Annotated in this window: 22 protein-coding genes; 17 read left to right on the plus strand and 5 right to left on the minus strand. The window is 35.5% G+C overall.

Annotated features, from left to right (window positions below):
• Window positions 1–20 precede the first annotated feature (20 nt).
• From EGI05_RS16965 to EGI05_RS17015, 11 genes are all read left to right on the plus strand, one after another.
• Entirely contained in the window at window positions 21–371 is a 351-nt protein-coding gene (locus tag EGI05_RS16965; protein ID WP_123264198.1) for a hypothetical protein, read from the plus strand.
• Window positions 372–382: 11 nt separating this feature from the next.
• Window positions 383–1,606: a 3'-5' exonuclease gene (locus EGI05_RS16970; RefSeq protein WP_123264199.1), complete on the plus strand. Its 1,224-nt coding sequence runs from the start codon at window positions 383–385 to the stop codon at window positions 1,604–1,606.
• Between the two features lie 291 nt (window positions 1,607–1,897).
• Window positions 1,898–3,097 carry a diaminopimelate decarboxylase gene (gene lysA, locus EGI05_RS16975; RefSeq protein ID WP_185144979.1) on the plus strand — a complete coding sequence of 400 codons (1,200 nt, stop codon included), beginning with the start codon at window positions 1,898–1,900 and terminating at the stop codon, window positions 3,095–3,097.
• A gap of 114 nt (window positions 3,098–3,211) precedes the next feature.
• Window positions 3,212–3,694, plus strand: a complete 483-nt coding sequence (locus tag EGI05_RS16980) for an energy transducer TonB (RefSeq protein ID WP_123264200.1) — start codon at window positions 3,212–3,214, stop codon at window positions 3,692–3,694.
• Between the two features lie 16 nt (window positions 3,695–3,710).
• The gene (locus EGI05_RS16985) at window positions 3,711–4,463 is read left to right on the plus strand and encodes a hypothetical protein (RefSeq protein ID WP_123264201.1); all 753 of its coding nucleotides are present in this window, start codon (window positions 3,711–3,713) and stop codon (window positions 4,461–4,463) included.
• Window positions 4,464–4,636: 173 nt separating this feature from the next.
• Window positions 4,637–6,079 carry a tRNA (N6-isopentenyl adenosine(37)-C2)-methylthiotransferase MiaB gene (gene miaB / locus EGI05_RS16990; RefSeq protein WP_123264202.1) on the plus strand — a complete coding sequence of 481 codons (1,443 nt, stop codon included), beginning with the start codon at window positions 4,637–4,639 and terminating at the stop codon, window positions 6,077–6,079.
• A gap of 60 nt (window positions 6,080–6,139) precedes the next feature.
• Window positions 6,140–6,565: a hypothetical protein gene (locus EGI05_RS16995; protein WP_123264203.1), complete on the plus strand. Its 426-nt coding sequence runs from the start codon at window positions 6,140–6,142 to the stop codon at window positions 6,563–6,565.
• 98 nt (window positions 6,566–6,663) lie between these two features.
• Window positions 6,664–7,947, plus strand: a complete 1,284-nt coding sequence (locus EGI05_RS17000) for a sigma-54 interaction domain-containing protein (protein WP_123264204.1) — start codon at window positions 6,664–6,666, stop codon at window positions 7,945–7,947.
• Between the two features lie 5 nt (window positions 7,948–7,952).
• Window positions 7,953–8,642: a DUF4013 domain-containing protein gene (locus EGI05_RS17005; protein ID WP_123264205.1), complete on the plus strand. Its 690-nt coding sequence runs from the start codon at window positions 7,953–7,955 to the stop codon at window positions 8,640–8,642.
• Window positions 8,632–9,183 carry an LptE family protein gene (locus tag EGI05_RS17010; RefSeq protein ID WP_123264406.1) on the plus strand — a complete coding sequence of 184 codons (552 nt, stop codon included), beginning with the start codon at window positions 8,632–8,634 and terminating at the stop codon, window positions 9,181–9,183. The genes EGI05_RS17005 and EGI05_RS17010 overlap by 11 nt, the downstream gene beginning before the upstream one ends.
• 1 nt (window position 9,184) lies before the next feature.
• On the plus strand, window positions 9,185–11,206 hold the full coding sequence (locus tag EGI05_RS17015; RefSeq protein ID WP_123264206.1) for a hypothetical protein: 2,022 nt from the start codon (window positions 9,185–9,187) through the stop codon (window positions 11,204–11,206).
• Window positions 11,207–11,274: 68 nt separating this feature from the next.
• Here EGI05_RS17015 and EGI05_RS17020 read toward each other — a convergent pair whose 3' ends face one another.
• The 4 genes from EGI05_RS17020 to EGI05_RS17035 all read right to left on the minus strand — a co-directional run bounded on the left by EGI05_RS17020 (window position 11,275) and on the right by EGI05_RS17035 (window position 13,686).
• A complete protein-coding gene (locus EGI05_RS17020; protein WP_123264207.1) occupies window positions 11,275–11,883 on the minus strand; it encodes a DUF4126 domain-containing protein in 609 nt (202 codons plus the stop codon).
• Between the two features lie 84 nt (window positions 11,884–11,967).
• Window positions 11,968–12,342: a ribonuclease P protein component gene (rnpA, locus tag EGI05_RS17025; protein ID WP_123264208.1), complete on the minus strand. Its 375-nt coding sequence runs from the start codon at window positions 12,340–12,342 to the stop codon at window positions 11,968–11,970.
• Window positions 12,342–13,067 (minus strand): tRNA threonylcarbamoyladenosine dehydratase, encoded by a 726-nt coding sequence (locus EGI05_RS17030; protein WP_123264209.1) that lies wholly within the window; start codon window positions 13,065–13,067, stop codon window positions 12,342–12,344. Before EGI05_RS17030 ends, rnpA begins: the two co-directional genes overlap by 1 nt.
• Window positions 13,060–13,686, minus strand: a complete 627-nt coding sequence (locus EGI05_RS17035; protein WP_123264210.1) for a TatD family hydrolase — start codon at window positions 13,684–13,686, stop codon at window positions 13,060–13,062. The genes EGI05_RS17030 and EGI05_RS17035 overlap by 8 nt, the downstream gene beginning before the upstream one ends.
• Before the next feature lie 97 nt (window positions 13,687–13,783).
• Here EGI05_RS17035 and EGI05_RS17040 point away from each other — a divergent pair, with 97 nt between their 5' ends.
• The 4 genes from EGI05_RS17040 (at window position 13,784) to coaBC (ending at window position 17,192) form a co-directional block, all read left to right on the plus strand.
• Window positions 13,784–14,413 (plus strand): TetR/AcrR family transcriptional regulator, encoded by a 630-nt coding sequence (locus tag EGI05_RS17040; RefSeq protein ID WP_123264211.1) that lies wholly within the window; start codon window positions 13,784–13,786, stop codon window positions 14,411–14,413.
• A 98-nt stretch (window positions 14,414–14,511) separates the two neighbouring features.
• Window positions 14,512–15,507, plus strand: a complete 996-nt coding sequence (locus EGI05_RS17045; RefSeq protein WP_123264212.1) for an outer membrane protein assembly factor BamD — start codon at window positions 14,512–14,514, stop codon at window positions 15,505–15,507.
• Between the two features lie 41 nt (window positions 15,508–15,548).
• On the plus strand, window positions 15,549–15,872 hold the full coding sequence (locus EGI05_RS17050; protein ID WP_123264213.1) for a DNA-directed RNA polymerase subunit omega: 324 nt from the start codon (window positions 15,549–15,551) through the stop codon (window positions 15,870–15,872).
• Between the two features lie 114 nt (window positions 15,873–15,986).
• Window positions 15,987–17,192, plus strand: coding sequence for a bifunctional phosphopantothenoylcysteine decarboxylase/phosphopantothenate--cysteine ligase CoaBC (gene coaBC / locus EGI05_RS17055; protein WP_123264214.1), 1,206 nt, complete (start codon window positions 15,987–15,989; stop codon window positions 17,190–17,192).
• A 58-nt stretch (window positions 17,193–17,250) separates the two neighbouring features.
• On the opposite strand, the gene EGI05_RS17060 is transcribed toward coaBC, so the two are convergent.
• The gene (locus EGI05_RS17060) at window positions 17,251–18,027 is read right to left on the minus strand and encodes a sulfite exporter TauE/SafE family protein (protein WP_123264215.1); all 777 of its coding nucleotides are present in this window, start codon (window positions 18,025–18,027) and stop codon (window positions 17,251–17,253) included.
• A 227-nt stretch (window positions 18,028–18,254) separates the two neighbouring features.
• Here EGI05_RS17060 and porD point away from each other — a divergent pair, with 227 nt between their 5' ends.
• Together porD and EGI05_RS17070 are read left to right on the plus strand one after the other, a co-directional pair.
• Window positions 18,255–19,157 (plus strand): type IX secretion system protein PorD, encoded by a 903-nt coding sequence (gene porD / locus EGI05_RS17065; protein ID WP_123264216.1) that lies wholly within the window; start codon window positions 18,255–18,257, stop codon window positions 19,155–19,157.
• Window positions 19,158–19,238: 81 nt separating this feature from the next.
• Entirely contained in the window at window positions 19,239–20,888 is a 1,650-nt protein-coding gene (locus EGI05_RS17070) for a DNA repair protein RecN (RefSeq protein ID WP_123264217.1), read from the plus strand.
• Window positions 20,889–20,904 lie beyond the last annotated feature (16 nt).

Here is a 20,904-nt window from a genome sequence, read left to right on the forward strand (position 1 = left end):
ACTAAAAAAACTTAATAACCATGAAAAAACTATCATCTTTCTATTTTATTGGTCTGGCTACACTGAATTTAGTGATGGACAGTATTAACGGGCATTTTAGTTTTTTTGATATTATTTTTGTTATTTTAGCAATATTGCCTTTGCTCATCAATAAAAAATGGATTTACCAGGTTTTTGGCGGAAGCATTTCTTTGATCTGTTTATATATTCTCTTGGCGGTTTTTCTGTCTCAGGCAAGGCAATATCAGCAGGGGCATCCGGATCTGCTTTGGACATATGGCATGGGTTATGTACTTAGCTTGATAACCTTATTTTTTGGACTTTTGATGACGGGTATTATTAAGATTAATCAAAAAAAATTAGTTGTATAACAGATAATTAGATGTATTCAATAATAGATATAGAAAGTAATGGTGCAGGTTATAGAAAAGAATGCATTATAGATATTGCTATTTACAGGTATGATGGTCAAAAAATTGTTGATCAGTTTATTTCCCTGGTGAATCCTGAAAGCGATATTACACCTTTTGTGCAGAAATTAACCAGTATTACTCCAAAAATGGTTAAAACTGCTCCTAAATTCCACGAAATTGCTCGTAGGGTTATTGAAATTACTGAAAACACTACATTGGTAGGACATAATATTGATTTCGATTATAGAATGCTGCGCCAGTCATTCAAAAGGCTTGGTTATGATTTCAAAATCAATACATTAGATACCATTCCTTTGGCACAGAAGCTTATTCCGGATGAAGTAAGTTATTCCTTAGGGAAACTTGTTAAGTCTTTGGGAATTCCTTTAACCAACCATCACAGAGCCGAAGGAGATGCAAGAGCAACGTTAGAACTTTTCAAGCTTTTGATTTCAAAAGATACGGAGAACGAGATCATTCAAAAGCAACATGAGGAAACCAATGCTAAAACCTACATCAATAAAATCAAAGAGCTGACTCAGGATCTTCCTAATGAAAAAGGCTTTGTCTATTTTCAGGATGTAGCCGGGAAAATTGTGTTTAGTGATCATGTTCAGGACATTAATAAATTCTCTAAAAAAGTTTTCAATTCCAAGTCTAAGAAATGGGAAGAAATTCAAAAAAATACGGAACAGATCAATTTTGAGCTTACGGGGACAGATATTATTGCTAAACTGATTCTGAATTCTAAAAATATAAAGAAAAGAGAAACTCTTCCTTTCGGGCTTTACTTCAGAAACAATAAATATATTGTTGAAAAAAATAAGCTGAACAAAGCTGAAAAGCCAATTTTAAAATTCAGATCTTTTACTCAAGGCTCCAAGGCCATCCAGTTTATCAATACTCAGGAAGCCTTCAAAGAAATTGATTCTTTTAGGAAAAAGATAGATTTTAAGAAAAGAAATGAGCTTTGGCTTGGACAGGGACGAAAACTGGGTGAGAAGCTATTTTTAATTGTAGAAAACGGAAAAGTAAATTCTTATGGTTTTTATGAGCTTTTTACGCAAATTCAGACATTAAGTAAGCTTTCCAAGTTAAAGATTGATCTCCCGCTATCTTCGACTGATTTGAATAATGAATTACAGCTGGCTTTGCTTCGTGGTGATTTTGAAACATTACCATTGCCAAAATAATCTTTTTTTATCATAAAAAACAGAAAATAATCTCAAACTTATGCTATGGGATTCTTCAATTATGCCGAATTGCTTTGTGGTACTGTATTTGGTGATTTTGACTGATGCGCTTTAATTGGAGATTGTTTAAATATACAGAATATTATGCTTTTTATACGTAATATAAAGTATATTATCCTGTAAAAATTAAATAATAAGAATAATCTTCTATGTAATTGGTTTTAAATTATAAACAATTTCTCACTACCTTTGCAGTTTCTTATTAACAAAAAAGAAGTTTACTTATTAATTATGAATTCAAAAGATTTGCTACAGATTGCCAATGAGTTTGGCACACCGGTGTATGTTTACGACACTGAATCTATTAAAACTCAATACGAGAAACTTACATCTTCTTTTTTAAAGCACACAAAGTTCTTTTATGCTGCAAAGGCATTAACCAACATAAACATTTTGAAATATGTCAAGAGCCTGGGTGCATCTTTGGATTGTGTATCAATTAATGAAGTTAAACTTGGCTTAAAGGCTGGATTTCCAAAAGAAAAAATATTATTTACTCCAAATTGTGTTGATTTGGCTGAAATAGAAGAAGCTATACAGCATGGAGTGCACATCAATATTGATAACATTTCTATTCTTGAACAGTTTGGAAACAAATACGGAAATACCTATCCGATTTTTGTAAGAATCAATCCACATATTTTTGCGGGAGGAAACTATAAAATATCTACAGGACACATAGACAGTAAATTTGGGATCTCCATTCACCAGCTTCGTCATATTGAAAGAGTGATGAAAACCACTAATTTAAATGTGGAAGGTCTTCATATGCATACAGGAAGTGAAATTAAAGATCCGGAAGTTTTTATTCAGGCACTAGATATTATGCTGGAGCTTTCTGAACATTTCCCTAATCTGAAGTATCTTGATATGGGAAGTGGTTTCAAAATTCCGTATCAGGATAGCGAAATGGAAACAGACGTAAAGACTTTAGGGAAGAAAGTGGAAAAAGTTCTTTCGGAATTTGCCAAAACAAATGGTAGAAAGTTTGAACTTTGGTTTGAACCTGGAAAATTCTTGGTAGGTAAAAGTGGTTATCTTTTGGTGAAAGCTAATGTAATCAAACAAACTACGGCAACCGTTTTTGTGGGAGTTAACTCAGGGTTTAACCATTTGATCCGTCCAATGTTCTACGATTCTTATCACGTTATTGAAAACCTATCTAATCCAAAAGGAGCGGAAAGAATTTATACTGTGGTAGGAAATATTTGTGAAACAGATACTTTTGCATGGGACAGAAAGCTGAACGAGGTAAGAGAAGGAGATATTCTGGCTTTCCATAATGCCGGAGCGTATGGTTTTGAAATGAGCTCCAACTTTAATTCAAGGCTGAAGCCGGCAGAAGTTTTATTCCTGGATGGTAAGGCTCATTTGATCCGCAAAAGAGATGAATTCGAAGACCTGTTGAGAAATCAGATCGAAGTATTGTAGTTTCTGTCTTAAGAATCTACTTTAACATAACAATCATAGAAAACTTCACACATTGGCGTGAAGTTTTCTTTTTGTAAATTGTAATTTTGCAGTATAATCACAAATAATAATTTTATGAAAGCAATAACATTATTTATAGGACTTTTCATGGCAAACTTTTCATTTGCCCAGGATCTTGAAGACAGAGATGATTCTTTTATCACGGAAAATAATAAGAATCTTTTAAAAATAGATATTAAAGAGCCTTTCATGCAGGTTGCTATAAAAAATTGTAATGATTTTAAACCGGCAAGTTTTGAAGGCGGGGCTGCAGCTTATAAAGAGATTCTTAAGAAATATATGTATACCTATTTGAATTCAGACTTCTATACATTAAACGGAGAGTTTACTTTTACGCTTACTATTGATGCTACCGGTAAAGTAATAGACGTGACAGGGGATCCTAAAGTTCTGAACAGTGAAATTTTCTTTGATGATATGCAGTATGTGGTAAGAAGAATTAAGAAAAACTGGTCTCCTGCCGTATGCAACGGACAACCTGTAAAATCTGAAATGAAACTTAAAATGAATTTCTCTTCGCTTTCTGCAGATATGTAAGCTTTAAAATAATCATATGGTGAAAAAAATAGTTTTATTAATTTGCTTTACTTTACTTAAGACACTTCAGGCACAACAGCAAGAGGTTTTGGAAAGATACCCTTATGGACAAAGCCCTTATGAAGGAGGTACTGATGCATTAATACTTGAGATGATCCAAGTCATTAAAAAAAACGAGTTTTCTCCATGCCCTAGTACTGAGAAATATTTGCTTCCTATTTTGGTTAATGCAGATGCGTCCATTAATTTTGTTAAGGACCCGGATACAGTAAGTGTTTTCAAGAATAAATGTGCTTTTGAATTCAGTAGAAAACTCATTCCATATCTTAAAAAGTGGAAACCTGCAAGTGAAAATGGTAAGCCTGTTGGTGCTATTGCAGAAATACAAATTGAGCCCTTTTATCTTTATTACTCTAAGGAGAATCCAAAGTTGAATGAATATAAAAAACCAAAATTTAAAAGTGGGATGAAGGTTTTTGGTAGTCATGTAAAGAATATCATTGAAAAGAATCTTAACGCTAATGAAGATAAAAAGCTATATCTTTCTTTCGTTGTGAATGAAAAAGGTGTAGCTGAGAATTTTCAAATTGAGGGAAACTATACGGCTGCAGAAAAAGGAAATATGGCCAACGAATTAAAAAAAATAAAAGGAGAATGGGAACCTGCTACTTTTAATGGAATACCTATGAAATTCAAATTTTATAATGAATTTAACCAGGAATTCAGTTTTGACTATGAGAGGGTTAAATATGAAAATGCGGGATGGTAACGAATATAAATTGTATGTGGGATAAAAATATTTCCATTAGTCTCCTTTCAGATTGCCTTTAAGTTTTAACTTCGATTAACCTGCCATTCTGTCACAATATTTTGTATCTTTGCAAACTAAACTAATTTTGAATCAGCATCATATCTGATTCTAAGAATCTAAGACTTATAAAAGTGCAGGAAAAATATATAGACGAAACAAAACAGGGAGAAGCTTTTGCTATTGCAGAAAAGGAAGGGAATTCTAAGAAATTATTCTTGGAAAGCTATGGTTGTCAGATGAACTTCTCTGATTCCGAGATTGTTGCTTCCATTCTTAATGAGCAAGGCTATAATACTACACTAAAAGCAGAAGAAGCAGACCTTATTCTTTTAAATACATGCTCTATTCGTGAAAAAGCGGAGCAAACCGTCAGAATGCGTCTTTCTCAGTTCAAGAATCTTAAAAAAGAAAAACCGAATATGACGGTTGGTGTTCTCGGGTGTATGGCTGAGAGGCTGAAAACCAAATTCTTAGAAGAAGAACAATTGGTAGACTTGGTTGTAGGGCCTGATGCATACAGAGATTTGCCTAACCTTTTAAAAGAAACTGAAGACGGAAGAGATGCCATCAATGTTATTCTTTCCAAGGAAGAAACGTACGCTGATATTAATCCGGTTCGTTTAGGAGGAAATGGCGTAACTGCTTTTGTTACTATTACAAGAGGTTGTGATAATATGTGTACATTTTGTGTAGTACCATTTACAAGAGGAAGAGAAAGAAGCCGTGATCCGCACTCTATTATTGAGGAATGTAAAGATCTTTGGAACAACGGATATAAAGAAATTACTTTGTTAGGACAAAATGTAGACTCTTATCTTTGGTATGGAGGAGGTCCTAAAAAAGATTTCGTAAAAGCTTCTGAAATGCAGAAAGCTACAGCTGTAAACTTTGCACAATTACTTGATCTTGTTGCTAAAGCGGTGCCTGAAATGAGAATCAGATTCTCTACATCCAATCCTCAGGATATGAGCCTGGATGTATTCAGGATGATTGCCAAACATGATAACATCTGTAAATATGTTCACCTGCCTGTACAGAGTGGAAGTGACCATATGTTGCAGTTGATGAACAGGCAGCACACCCGTCAGGAATACCTGGATTTAGTGAGAGAAGCGAAGGCTATTGTTCCGGATATTGCCTTTTCACAAGATATGATCGTTGGTTTCTGCAATGAAACAGAGCAGGATCATCAGGATACATTAAGCTTAATGAGAGAAGTAGAATATGATTATGGTTATATGTTCGCTTATTCAGAAAGACCGGGAACACCGGCTCACAAGAAATTGGAAGACAATATTCCGGCAGATATTAAGCAGAGACGTTTAGCGGAAGTCATTGCTTTGCAGGGTGAGCTTTCCAGAAGACGTATGGCATCTTATGTAGGAAGAGTACATCAGATATTGATTGAAGGTACCTCCAAAAAGAATGAAAACCAATGGAAAGGAAGAAATTCTCAAAATGCTGTTTGCGTATTTGATAAACTTGAAGGGCAGAAAATTGGTGACATTGTGGACGTTTTTGTTTTTGATAACACACAAGGCACACTTTTAGGGGAAACAGTAGAAAATAAATAAGCCCTTTCAGGAACTTTAAATAACAGATTATTATCAACACCTTATAATTAGACTCAGACAATGGAAAAATTTCAAAAATATTGCCTCAGTGTTTTATTGGTGATAATTTGTGGAAATATTTCGGCACAGATCATTAATGGCTCTATTGAACCTAATGAATATAAAAAGCTGTGCGAAATATATACTCAGCTTTTAAATTCTCAATATTCTGAGGCTACGCACAAAGCGTGTGTTACAAAAAAGACGAAGTTTTATCATTCCATACACCATAAACAAAATGTAATTGGTGTTATTGGAAAAACCGTATCTGCAAAAGAATACGGGAAAAATGACAATAATGCCGTTTTTTGCTTTGTAAGAGAAAGGCATACTATCGTTCTGGGAAATTTTGAGAACAATTACCAAAATGCTGCTACAGGAACATTATATTTTAAAACTAAAGTTTCAAAAATCAGAAACAAGGATTATTTGGATTTATTAGGTTAATTAAAGAAATTCATTCAAATTTTTAAAAAATTAATCAAAATTCTACAAAAATCAGATAAAAGTAGAATTAAAGTAAAACCATAATCTAGCATTTACTTATGAGCAACGAGTTACAAAATATAAAAAACCGTTTCGGAATCATCGGGAATTTTCCGGCTTTAAACCGTGCGCTGGAAAAAGCAATCCAGGTTGCCCCCACAGATATTTCTGTATTAGTTATAGGAGAAAGTGGAGTGGGGAAAGAATTTATCCCAAAAATCATCCACTCAGAATCCAGAAGAAAACATCAACCCTACATTGTGGTCAACTGTGGCGCAATTCCGGAAGGAACCATCGATTCCGAATTGTTCGGACATGAGAAAGGAGCTTTTACGGGAGCTACAGCTACAAGAAAAGGGTATTTTGAAGTAGCGGATGGAGGAACGATCTTTCTTGATGAGGTAGGAGAACTGCCTTTGCAGACACAGGTACGTCTTCTAAGAGTTCTGGAAAGTGGAGAATTCATGAAAGTAGGTTCTTCTCAGGTGCAGAAAACCAATGTAAGAATTGTAGCAGCTACCAATGTAAACATGATGAAGGCGATTCATGATGGAAGATTCCGTGAGGATTTATTCTACCGCCTGAATACCGTACAAATTGATATGCCGCCTTTAAGAGACAGAAAAGGAGACATTCATCTGCTATTTAGAAAATTTGCCATCGATTTTGCTGAAAAATATAGAATGCCAGAGTTGGAGCTTGATCCAAGTGCGGTTCATTATATTGAAAATTATACTTTCCCAGGGAATGTCCGTCAGCTGAGAAACCTTGTGGAGCAAATGACTGTTGTGGAAAGAAACAGAAATGTTACTGTAGAAAAACTTGCGGAATATATCCCGATGGAAACCCATCTTCCGATGGTGGTCAATACTCCAAATACACCTAAACAAAACGACTTCGCAAGTGAGAGAGAAATTATGTATAAAATCCTCTTTGATATGCGAAGCGATATTAATGATTTAAAATCCTTAACTTCGGAACTGATAAAGAATAGAGGAGCAGGAGATTTAAGCAATCATGAGAAAAGTTTGATCAACAGGATTTATACTCCTGAATCTCAACAAGCTGTAAACCCGAATTCCTTATTATATTTTGAGAATAATAATGGACCGGTTCAGACACCAACCATTATTTCCAATCCTGATGACAGCTATGAAGATGTAGAAGATATTGAAGTGGAAGAACATCAGCCTGAATCCTTATCGCTTCAGAATAATGAAAAAGATTTGATTATCAAGGCGTTGGAAAAGCATAAAGGACGCAGGAATAAAGCTGCCGATGAATTGGGAATCTCACAAAGAACATTATATAGAAAAATTAAACAATATAACCTGGAAGAATAATTTACATGAAAATGACAGCAAGACCCATTAATTTTAAATTCAATGAGTACCTGAACAAAGGATATGAACTATTAAAAAAAGACTTTGGAAACTTCGTCTTGGCTTTTATTTTTTGCATGGTCCTATCGATCATTCCATTTTGTGGAATTATGGCCGTAGGAAATTTTTATAAATATTGCAGAAAAGTGAATAAAGGAGAACAAGCGAATCCTTCGGATATTTTTAATTTCGATGACTTTGCAGCGTACATCATTTTTCAGTTGATTATTATTGGGATTGTATTTTCTATTTATATTCCTATGTTTTTTGTATTTCCTTTTATGGGACATGGAGAAGAGCCTTCACCGGTTTTAGGAGTATTCTTTATATTTTATATATTTTTAATCATTATCGTTATAATTTTTCTTTCCTTGAAAGCATTTTATATTCCTGCTTTGATCTCCCTCGGAGGAGTGAAAGATATCAAAACAGCATGGAATATGTCTAAAATAATGACTAAAGACAATCTGTTATCCATCCTTCTATTCAGTATTGTAATAAGCTTTCTTTCTCAAATAGGAATATTGCTTTGCGGAATTGGGATATTGATTACAATGCCCTATTTCTACACAACTCATTATTTTGCTTTTGAAGATGCGATGCAGCAGATTGAATATGACGAGATCAAAGAAATCGGACAGAAAAATGAATATTAAAAACAAGAATATCTCTATAAAACAGCCTTTATTAGTTGGGCTTTTGCTTCTTTGCCTGAGTGTTTTACATTCGTGCTACAGTTTTACCGGATCGTCTCTGACCGATGAAAAAACAGTGCAGATTAATGAATTTCCGAATAATGCAGCTTACGTAAATCCAGCGTTATCACAGCAGTTTTCAACAGATATTCAAAATAGGTTTCTGCAAAGAACAACATTGAAAGGAACCAAAGAAAACCCGGATATTCTGATCGAAGGAGAGATCACGGATTATTCCATATCCCCTACGACCATTAGCTCCAATACCCAAACTACCAATACGGGGGGAGTTATCCAGGAATCACAGAATAAACTTACGATTACCGTAAAAGTACATTATGAAAATAAACTTCATCCGGATGTGAGTTTCGATAGAACCTATTCTGATGAAGCCGTATTCAACAGCAATTTATCCCAAAGTGACATTGAAGCTTCTCAGGTGAAAATTGTGACAGATAGAATCATTAATAAAATATTTAACGATATTGTAGCGAATTGGTAACATGAATCCAAGAGTTTTAGAATTATTAAAAAACCCGAAAAACATTCAGTCAGAGGACTTAGGACTTCTGAAAGAAGAGATCAGTTCCTTTCCCTATATTCAAAATATAAGAGCGCTTCATTTATATGGAGTTCATCTTTACGACAGAGAGAATTATCAGAAAGAGCTTTCCATTACAGCAGCTTATACCACAGATAAAAAAATCCTGTATCAATTGATCAACGGTAAAGTGCAGCAGCAACCAAAGCCTGAAATCGTTGAAGAAAGAAAAGAAGATATTGCTGAACCTGTTCAGGAAGTGGAGGCTCTTCATTCAGAGGAAATCCTTATTGAAGATAAAAAGCCTTCAGAGAAAAACCAGTTTGAAGAAGCAGCCAGTTTATTGGCAAAACCACAGCCTGAAATTAAGCATGTCTATGTGAATGGAGAAAGAAACAGAATTTTATTCGAAGGAGAAGAAAACTTTCTTGAAGATGATAATCTGGAGACCATTGACCTGGAATCCACATTAGAATCCGGAGTTATTGTTACCCAAAAACAGGAAAAAACAGAGGAAATAAGTCAACCGGAACCAGTAGAAGAAAGTATTTCAGAAGAACAAGAAGAAATAAAAGAAGAAGAACAGATTGATACATTCACTCCCGAAACCATTATTGAAGAAGAAAAGATTTCTTCAATGAAGGAACAACGGGAAATTGAGGATGAGGCAGCATTAAGTTTCCATGAAACAGAATCATTCCTGCAGGAAGTTTCAGTTCAATCTAATACGGTAGAAATAAATAATCAAAAGGAAGAAGTAAATCAAATCGAAGGGGTTGCAGAGTTTACTCCGGAAAAGATCATCCACGAAGAAGAAATCACTTCCGAGGAAGAAATAAAATCAGTTCGTGACAATGAAGAATTAAGTTTCCACGGATTAGAATCATTCCTGCCGGAAGTTACGATCCAGTCTAATCCTTCGGCAGAAATACCAAAGCAGGATACACCTCGATCTACCATCAACAAACATGAAGAAGAAATGAGACGTTTGATCGAAGAGGTAGAGAAAAAAATGAAGGCCAAAAAAGAAACTTCTTCTGAGAAAGAAGTAGCTGAGCCGGAAATCCAAAGTCATGATATCAATTTTGCGGAAACCCAAAGTTTCGAGGTTGTTTCCGAACAGAAAGATGAAATAAAGGCTGAAGTAAAAGAGCCACAGCCAACTGAAACTGAAATAAAACCCGAAGTTTCTCAAAATGAAAAACCTGCTGTTGAAGAATCTCAACCTGCAACTGAAGTTAAAGAAGAAACTAAGACGGCGTGGAAGCCAATGAGTTTTGAATCCAATGTGCCGGACTCTTTGATCAATAAACCTAAACCCATTGAAGTTGCCGAACAGAAAACAGAAGCTGTTATTGAATCTCCAAAAGTAGAGAAAGGGTTACCTTCCTTAGAGAATTTGCCGGAATTGGTAGAAGATCATTCTGAAAAGTTCGAAAAGAATACAGAAGAGCTTAAAGAAGACAAAGAAGCTCCAAAAATAACTACAGAAGAGAAAAAACAGGAAGAAGCTCCGGTAATGAATGTTTCCTTCTTCAGCTCCAACTGGGCAATCAATGAGCCTCAAAAAGAGAAGAAAGAAGAAGAAATTAAAGAGATACCTGCGCAGGAAACTAAAGTTTCTGATGTTGATGACAGTAACGTTCCCGGATTTATCAATACATGGCAAAACTGGTTGAAGATCGATAGGTCGGAGGAAGTAGAAAAATCAAAAGTTGAAAGTAAAATTAAAGTTATTGATTCTTTCATTGAGAACAACCCGAAAATTACCCAGTTAAAAGAAGAAAGCAGCTTTGTAGTTAAGGAAAAAGGAGATGATATTTCCCACCTAATGACGGAAACGTTAGCAAAATTGTATTTCGAGCAGAAGCTATACACGAAAGCAATCAATGCTTTCCAGATATTGGCCAACAAACATCCTGAAAAGAAAGATTATTTTGAAGGTAAAATTCAGGAAATAAAAGATATTCGCGGTAAAAATTAATGATGTTATTCAGACGAAGGAAATTTAAATATTATAAATAAAATTCCGGCCATTTATGGCCGGAATTTTTATGTATGATCAATAACATCTTTATTATTCCTCAGTTTCCGCCATGCTTTCCGTCCTACTACAAGAACAAGAATAACCAGTATAATGGCGCAAATTGCTGCAATTACCGGAGCAGCCATTGCTAAAACAGACATAATTCCTGCACCCGCTGTTTCTGTAGTCGCTACTACGGAATTTCCAAGTCCACCAGTAGTGGCAGTAGAAGCAGCCCTGGTTCCAGCAAATCCTGAACTGATCGCCGCCGCAGTTCCTCCCCCTGCAATTAAAGCCAATGCCCATTGAGGAAACGTTCCAAGATCAGCAAACTGACTGGCAAACAGAACCGAGCCGGCAACGGTAGCCATCGGAACCGAAAGGGTATCCAGCAAATGATCGATGTAAGGAATGTAATAGGCTAAAATCTCCACAATTGTTGCAATTCCTGTAGTAATAAGCGTAGGAAGCCCGGAAAGCCATTGAAAATGTTCATTCATCGGGATCCAGCCCATGTAGGAAGCTAAACTAACGGCAAACATCGGGAGAAATACCCTGAAGCCGGATGCAGCAGCCAAACCGATGCCAATAAAGGCACTGATTACGTAAGGCAAATAGGGAACATTATCTAACATTTTAATTTTCAGTGTTTGTTTTCCCTAAAGTTACAAAAAGTATGCAAAGATTTAAATAAATCTATGCAATCAATGAAATAAAGATTAAGACTTTTTCTGAGCTTGGCAAAGTTTTATAAACTGAGCTTCCACATCCTGGAATTTCTGTGGCATTTCGGGAGAAACCCAGAACAGCATTGCTAAAGTTTTTCCGCCAAAAGCATCCTTAAATATGTCTTTATGCATCCGGTAGCATTCTCTCAGAAGCCTTTTGATACGATTCCTGTGAACAGCTCTCTTAAAATACCTCTTGGAAACAGAAACTCCGAATTGGGTGCTTTCAACAGGATGATTAGGTTTATCCTTAAGAATAATGATTCTCAGATTTCCACAGGTTCTCCATTTACCTTTTTCAAAAAGTAAAGTGATTGCACTGTTTTTTTTGAGTTTTTCCTCTCTGGGATATTTGAAATTCTGCATTATTCTTTTTTCACTAAGTAATTAATCACCTCCGCCGCTGCATACAAACCGAAAATAGCAGGAATGAAGCTGATGGTTCCGTAGAACGATTTTTTGAAGTTGCTTCCGTCAGTCATTTTCAGACTTTCTTCATTCTGAATCTCATTAGAGAATACACATCGGAAACCTTTATGGATTTTTTCTTTTTTAAGTCTCTTTCTCACTTGTTTGGCAAGAAAACAGTTGTGGGTTTTGCTGATATCTCTCACCATTACTTTGCTCGGATCGGTTTTCCCGCCTGCTCCCATCGAACTGATGATTTTGATTTTTCTTTTCCTCGCAGCTTTAATAAGACATAATTTAGGGGTAACGCTGTCAATACAGTCCAGTACATAATCAAACTTTCCGGAATCCAGCACTTCATCCATTCTTTCAGGATTTAAGAATTCATTGATCTTGATAAGGTTGAGTTCAGGATTGATATCTAAAAGTCTTTCAGCAACCACTTCCACTTTATGCTTTCCGACAGTAGAATGTAATGCAGGCAATTGTCTGTTGATATTGGTAATATCTACCGTATCACCATCTACAATGGTCATATTTCCGACACCGGCTCTTGCCAGAAACTCCGCAGCAAAAGAACCGACACCACCTAAGCCAATCACAAGTATGTTAGCGTTGCTTAATTTCCTGATCCCACCTTCCTTAATAAGAAGTTCTGTTCTTTCCAGCCAGTATTTATCCATTTTTTATCGTCTCTAAATTTTCTATAATCTGCTCATTAAGCTTCTCCAGCGAAATTCCTTTGATATCCGAAACTTTTTGATACAACTCTCCGAGGTTAAAATCATCATTGTCAGTTTCTAAAAATATCTTATCTAAAGGAACCGTTTTCAAAGTTTCTTGCAAAGATAAATTATACAAAACCGCTTTTCCAAAACTCAGATAAAAATTATTTTTCAGCAGATCATCCGCTATACTCTGTTTTTTATTAAAACCATGAATGATCATCGCGTGTTTCGCTTTCTTTCTGAACGAAATCACCTCATAAAACTTTCTTACACAATGGATGATCAATGGCTTTCCGAATTCATTAGAAATATTGATCTGTTTTAGAAAGACATCTTCTTGAATGGATGGATCTACCGGAACAAAAGAATCCAGACCACATTCTCCAATCGCAAAACAATTTTCTGAAATATGTGACTGTAGCCACTGAAGTTGACTTTCAATGGAATCAACAAGGATATCCTTCGGATGAATTCCGATAGAGTAGAAATGATTCGGTAGAATTTCTCCCGGGTTCACATTATAGATACCCGTGGATACATTTTTTTTATGATGGTGAAAATCAAAAAAATCCATGATCAAAAATACTCATTATTTGGAATTAAGGTAAAATCCTTAAACAAACGTTTATAATTTTGTTAAAAATTTCTTAACTTTACTCAAACTGCACTTCATGAGAAAAAAATTTACAGAAAAACAAATTCATATTTTAGACATTGCCGAAGAGCTTATTGCGATGAAAGGCTATGAAGGAACCTCCGTCCGGGATATCTGTTCCAAAGCCAATATCAATGTCGCCATGATCTCCTATTACTTTGGTTCCAAAGAAAAAATGATGTCTTATCTCTATCAGTACAGAGTATTGAAAACCAGGGAGAATTTTTCGGAATTTGCCGATACCATTAAAGACGGCAAGCCGGAAATGCAAATGAAAGAAATCATTAAATACATTGTTTCCCAGTTATTTAAATATAATTACTTCCACGGTTTTGTTACCCAGGAATTACGCCATACAGAAAATCTAAAAGATGAATTGCTGGATTTTTACCAGCTTTTTGTGAAGAAGCTGGATGACGTTATCAAAAAAGGGGTAGCTTCCGGGGTTTTTACTTTCACTCCAAAGCCGGAAGATATTCTTACCACAATTATAGGCTCAACACTTTTCGTGATCCGCAATAAAAATTTCTATGAATTATATGTTCCCAGCAAAAATGATGAAACATATACCAAAGAAGCGGAAAAAAAGGTAAGAATGAACCTCTTGCTCAGTGTTTTTGCCATTTTGGGATACGCAGCAGACTAAAATTACGTTAAATATTCATAAAAAGAAATGTATTGGCAAAAAAGTTATATTTTTGCAAATTAGTAGATCGGAAAAATCCGGAAACTGTTGAATTTTTTATGAAAAAATATATTTTAGGTCTTTTAGCAGCAGTTGTGGTTGCTTCATGTGTGAGTCAGCAGGATAAAGCCATGAAAAGTGCGGACAAAAACTACATCTTGAAAGTTGCTAATGAAAACTTTGCTAAAAAGAAATGGAAAAATGCCCTGGCTCTTTACGACAGGCTTCCAAACCTTGTAGCAGGAACAGATGATGCTCCAAATGTGGTTTTCAACTCTGCATATGCCAACTATTACGATAAGAACTATAAACTAGCAGGACACCAGTTCAAAAACTTCGCAGTAAGCTTTCCTCAGGACAGCAGGAAAGAAGAAGCGGCATATATGTCTGCTTTATGCTATTATGAAGGATCTATGGACTACAACCTGGACCAGTCTAGTACAGAATTAGCAATAAATGAACTGCAGGACTTCCTGAATAATTATCCGAATTCTGAAAGATCTAAAAATATAAGCCAGCTTATTGATGAATTGTCTTATAAACTAGAGTTTAAAGCATACGAAAATGCAAGACAGTATTTCAAAATGGGGGATTATAAAGCAGCGAATGTAGCTTTGGATAATGTATTGGAAGATTTTCCAAGTACCAAGCTTCGTCCGAAGATCTATGATTATATCTTAAAATCACGTTATCAGTTAGCTCTGAACTCTGTATATGACCTGAAAGAAGAACGTATAGAAAGTGCTTTGGCATTTACCAGACAGGTAGAAAAAGAACTTCCGAATACAGAATATGCTAAAACAGCTCTGGATTTAAGAGGTAAGTTAGAGAAAGAGAAAAAAGATTTCGCTGTTGTAAAGAAACAAACAGAAGCAAGAATCGCAACTTTAACAGCTAAGCAGAAAAAAGAAGCGGATAAATTAGCCGAGAAAAATAAAACCGAGCAACAAATGAAAGATCAGGTGGATGCAGAAAAGAAGGCAATGCAGATCCAAAGGGATAGTGCAGCACTTCAAACCCCTCCTCCGGCTGCGACTTTCAAAATTCAAAGATAATTCGTAAATTTGCCATCTTAAAATAAAATAAATTTCTCAAAATGAGCGTAAAAGATACAAAAGCAGAAGTAAATACAATTACTTACGATAGAGATAAGATTGAAGAAAAAGTAGGTTCAATCTATGAGGCTATTGTTATCATGGGAAAGAGAGCAGAACAGATCAATGCAGAAATTCGTACGGAATTACATAATAAATTAGATGAATTTGCAGTGCACAATTCTACATTGGAAGAAGTTTTTGAAAACAGAGAGCAGATTGAAATCTCTAAGCACTATGAAAAACTTCCAAAGCCAACTTCAATCGCAATTGAAGAATGGATGAATGAAGATATCTATTTCAGAAAAACAGAAGACAGAAAATAATTTTTTCTGTACTACAATAAACGAAGGTCGTAAAGGAATAAGTTCTTTTATGACCTTTGCTGTTTCTGAACCTGAGAAAAAATAAGTAATTTAGTATTCTAAAATTAAAACTACATGGGTGTTTCCGGAAAAAAGATCCTTATTGCCGTTTCTGGAGGAATTGCTGCATATAAAATTCATTTTCTGATCAGGGATTTTATAAAGAAAGGAGCCGAAGTTCAGGTGATTATGACTCCTGATGCGGAACATTTCGTTACCAAGCTCAGTATATCTACACTGTCTAAAAAACCTGTCTACACAGACTTTTACAGTGATAATGGCACATGGAACAGCCATGTGGAAATGGCTTTGTGGGCAGATGTAATGATTGTGGCTCCCTGTACAGCCAATACATTAGCTAAAATGGTACATGGAATGTGTGATAATCTGGTGATTGCCACTTACATGTCTGCCAAATGTCCTGTTTTTATTGCTCCGGCAATGGATTTGGATATGTATCAGCATCCGTCTACCAAACAAAATCTTGAATTGGCGGAAGATTACGGGCACTTCATCATTCCCGCAGAAAACGGGGAATTGGCAAGTGGTTTAATTGGGCAAGGGAGAATGGCGGAGCCGGAAACTATTGCTAAAGCAGTAGAAGATTTTTTTAATTCAGGAAGTACAAATAAAAGTCTTGAAGGAAAAACTGTTTTAATTACAGCTGGGCCCACTTATGAAGCCATTGATCCCGTAAGGTTTATTGGGAATCATTCCTCTGGGAAAATGGGCTTTTCTCTGGCGGAAGAAGCGTCCAAAAGAGGAGCGAAAGTTATTTTGATTTCCGGGCCAAGCTCTCAGGTGATCAATGATCAAAATGTAGAACTTCACAGAGTGACTTCTGCAAAAGAAATGTTGGTAAAAGTATTTGAGTTCTATGAAAATGCAGATATTGCTATTGCCAGTGCTGCCGTCGCAGATTATGCACCGAAAGAAGTAGCCAAAGAAAAAATTAAAAAGAATGATGACAGCTTAACTATTGAATTGGTTAAAAACCCCGATATCCTTAAAACGATGGGAGAGAAAAAATCTCACCAATTTTTGGTAGGATTTGCCTTGGAAACCCAGAATGAAGAAGAAAATGCCAAAGGAAAACTGGAAAAGAAAAACCTGGATATGATTGTTCTGAATTCTCTCCGCGATGAAGGAGCCGGCTTTAAAAACGATACCAATAAAATAAAAATATTTACTAAGACGGAAAAAAAGGAGTTTGACCTGAAATCTAAGGATGATGTGGCGAAGGATATCCTCAATTTTGTTGAAAGTCAGCTTTTAAAATAGATAAAGTGTTCAATTAATCACTTCATCAGCCAAATGCCTACTAGCAGTGGTGCTTTTGTCATACAATTCCAAGGGCCAATAAAACCGAAAAAATTAATAACATCACTCCAACGATTAGCTGTAAGGTCTTTATTGTAATCTTTTTAAGAAGTCTGTTTCCTAATACCGCTCCTGCAAATGCAGAAAGGGTCGCTGAAATTAAAAGCGTGTAATCTATTTTATCGCCCACTTTTAAGATATCAGCCGAATAGACAGTTAGTCTTGAAATATCAATAAGAACAGCAATAACAACACCAGTTGCAATAAATGCCTCCTTTGTCAAATTAGCTCTTATCAAGAATGCGGTTCTTAAAGCTCCCTGATTTCCTGACAGCCCACCAAAAAAGCCACTCAACAAACCACCTAATGGGATGTATTTTTCGTCAAAGTCGAGTTTGACTAATTTCGGGACAATATCAAACAGAGAAAAGATAAATAGTAATATTGCAATAATCAGCTTTACTGGAGTTATGTAAAATATTTTGTCTGAGATTGCATAAGTATAAAGAGGTGAGATGTTTACAATAAAAGTTAAAACATAAGCACCTAAAAATGCAGAAAGAATTGCAGGAAATCCAAACTTTAAAATAATTTGTCGGTTGGCGTTTTTACCAATTAAGGTCAGTTTAAAAATATTGTTGAGAAAATGTACTACTGCTGTCAATGCGATGGCGAGATCAATAGGAAAGAAGATGGCAAATACCGGAACTAATAAAGTTCCAAGTCCGAAACCTGAAAAAAATGTCAGTCCGGAACCGAGTAAGGCAAAAAGGCATATTATTATGTATTCAGTCATTTCTGTAACGTCTTAGCAATTACTTGCTATAAACTCCAAATTTAGCAATAATGTTGATATGGAGAGCATCCACCTTCATTACGTCAAATCCTTGTAGTGGCAGGTCCTTTAAATTTACTATAATACTTTTTGCTTTTAATTTAGTTCTGGTTTAGATTAATTCTGAATTTCTATCGTATACTAAGAATAATTTTAATAAATTTCCGTTCTCAATTTTTACTAACAGAATGAAAAAGATCATAAGCTTATTTTTACTGCTTTTCTTATATAACATCAGCTTTTCCCAAGAAATCTTGGCCACAGTGCAGGTGAATGCTCAGCAATTGGGAGGAAGTAACCAGCAGGCTTACAAAGCGTTGGAGAAAAGTCTTAGAGACTTTATCAACAATACAAGCTGGACCGGGAAAAAACTACAGAATTTCGAAAAAGTAAAGTCAAACTTTGCTATCGTCATTTCAGAAAGAGACGGAAATAGGTTTAAAGGAAGCATTGTAGTTCAGGCGGTCCGTCCGGTATACAATACTACCTATGAATCTCCGCTTCTAAATCTTCAGGACACCAAATTCGGATTTGAATACGTGGAAAATGAAAATCTGATCTTCAATGAAAGACAATTTTCAGGGAAAAACTTAATTGATGTCATCAGTTTTTATGTTTATCTGATATTAGGATATGATGCAGACAGTTTCCAGTCTATGGCGGGATCACAATGGTTTTCCAAAGCACAGCAGATCGCCCAGAATGCTCAGAACAGAGGATATGAAGGATGGGGGCAGATCAATGAGCCAAGAAGCCGTGCTATATTGATCGGAGAAATTCTAAACCCTAATTTAAGTCAGCTTCGTTCTACTATTTATACATACCACAGAGCAGGATTGGATAATTTATTCAACCAGGATCAGACTGCGGCTAAAAAGATCATTTTCAATGCCCTAATGCAGCTGAAAATGTATGAAAATTCCTTCCAGCAGAATTATTTCTTCAATCTTTTCATGGATAATAAAAGTGATGAGATCTTCAATATCTTCAATACAGGAAATAATGGCGGAATTGTACTCAATGACCTGAAGCAGCTTATGATTATGTTTTCCCCTAAGAATACTGAATCCAAATGGAATAAGTGGAAATAACAAAAGCTTCATTTCCTTCTATTGAATTCTGAATTCTAAAGTTCTATATTTGCAGTACCTAACGTAATCTGCTACTGATTCATGCTTTCGAGAATTTACATTAAAAATTTTGCCCTGATTGATACACTGGAAGTATCATTACACAACGGTTTACAGGTCATAACCGGTGAAACGGGAGCAGGTAAATCCATTATTTTAGGTGCTTTACGACTTATTTTAGGCGAAAGAGCGGATGTGAAATCTATTTCCATTGCTGAAGAGAAAAGTATTGTGGAAACGGAATTTGCACTCAATAACCAGTTCAAAAAATTCTTTATTGAGAATGACCTGGATTATGAGCATCAGACGATTATCCGCAGAGAAATCCTTCCTTCAGGGAAATCCAGAGCTTTTATCAATGATGTTCCGGTAACATTGGATGTATTAAAAGAGCTTTCATCCCAGCTTATTGACATCCATTCCCAATTTGAAACTTCTAATCTTTTTACTTCCGAATATCAGTTTAAAATTATTGACGGGCTTTCAGGCAATAAAAAAATCATAGAAGACTATCAGTATGAGTTTTCTGAATTTCAAAGCCTCAAAACACAGCTTAAAAGATTACAAACCCAGCTTTCTGAAAATACCAAGGAAAGTGATTATAAACAATTCTTATTAAATGAGCTGGAAGAATTGAAATTGGATGATGTAGATTATGAGGATTTGCAAAATCAGCTTTCTATTCAGGAAAATGCGGAAATGATTTCCGAGAACCTTGGTCAGATTTTATCCCGTTTCCATCAGGAAGAAATCGGGATCCTGTCATTTTTTAATGAAGCGAAAAATAAACTTTCTAAAATTTCCGAAGTTTCGTCCGGTTTTTCTGAACTGGATGAGAGAATGGAAACTTCTTTTGTAGAGTTGAAAGATATTATTGCCGAGCTTGAAAACGAATCGGAAAAAATTGAAATCAATCCGGAAACTTTAGCTGTATTATCCGATCTCAACAATAAAATCAATGCCTTGTTTCTGAAACATAATGTTTCAGACCTTAGTGAACTGAAAGAAATCAGAGACCAGTTAGCAGGAGAACAAAAAGGGGCTTCCGAGCTTGAAGGCTTAATAAATGAAATCGAAGAGAATATTGCTAAAAAAGATAAAAATCTTCAGGCTTTAGCCGAAAAATTATCCAAAAACAGGAAAAAAAGCATTCCGGATTTCATTAAAAAAGCAGAAGGACTTCTTAAAAAACTAGGTCTTGAAAAAGCCAGAGTAGATATTGATTTACAACCTGTCACAGAATTCAATTCATTTGGGAAAGAAAACATTCAGCTTTTATTCCAGGCGAATTCCGGGTTTCCGTTAAAACCTATTCAAACCGCTATTTCGGGTGGAGAAAGATCGAGAGTAATGTTGGCGGTGAAAAAAATCATTGCGGAAAATGATGAGCTTCCAACACTTATTTTAGATGAGATTGATACCGGAGTTTCCGGAAAAGTAGCAGAAGAGATCGGAAATCTGATGCGTGAAATGTCTGCCGATATGCAGCTTATCGTGATTTCTCACTTAGCTCAGGTTGCAGCAAAAGGAAATAATAACTATAAAGTGGTAAAACAGGATATTTCCGGGAAAACGCAATCTACCATCATTCCTCTAAGTGAAGAAGAAAAACTCAACGAAATTGCCCAATTGCTTTCCGGAAGTAAGATTACAGAAGCTGCTTTGGCACAGGCGAAAGAATTAATTGGATAAAAACTGTAACATATTT

This window comes from Chryseobacterium daecheongense (assembly GCF_003729955.1).
Classification (GTDB): domain Bacteria; phylum Bacteroidota; class Bacteroidia; order Flavobacteriales; family Weeksellaceae; genus Chryseobacterium; species Chryseobacterium daecheongense.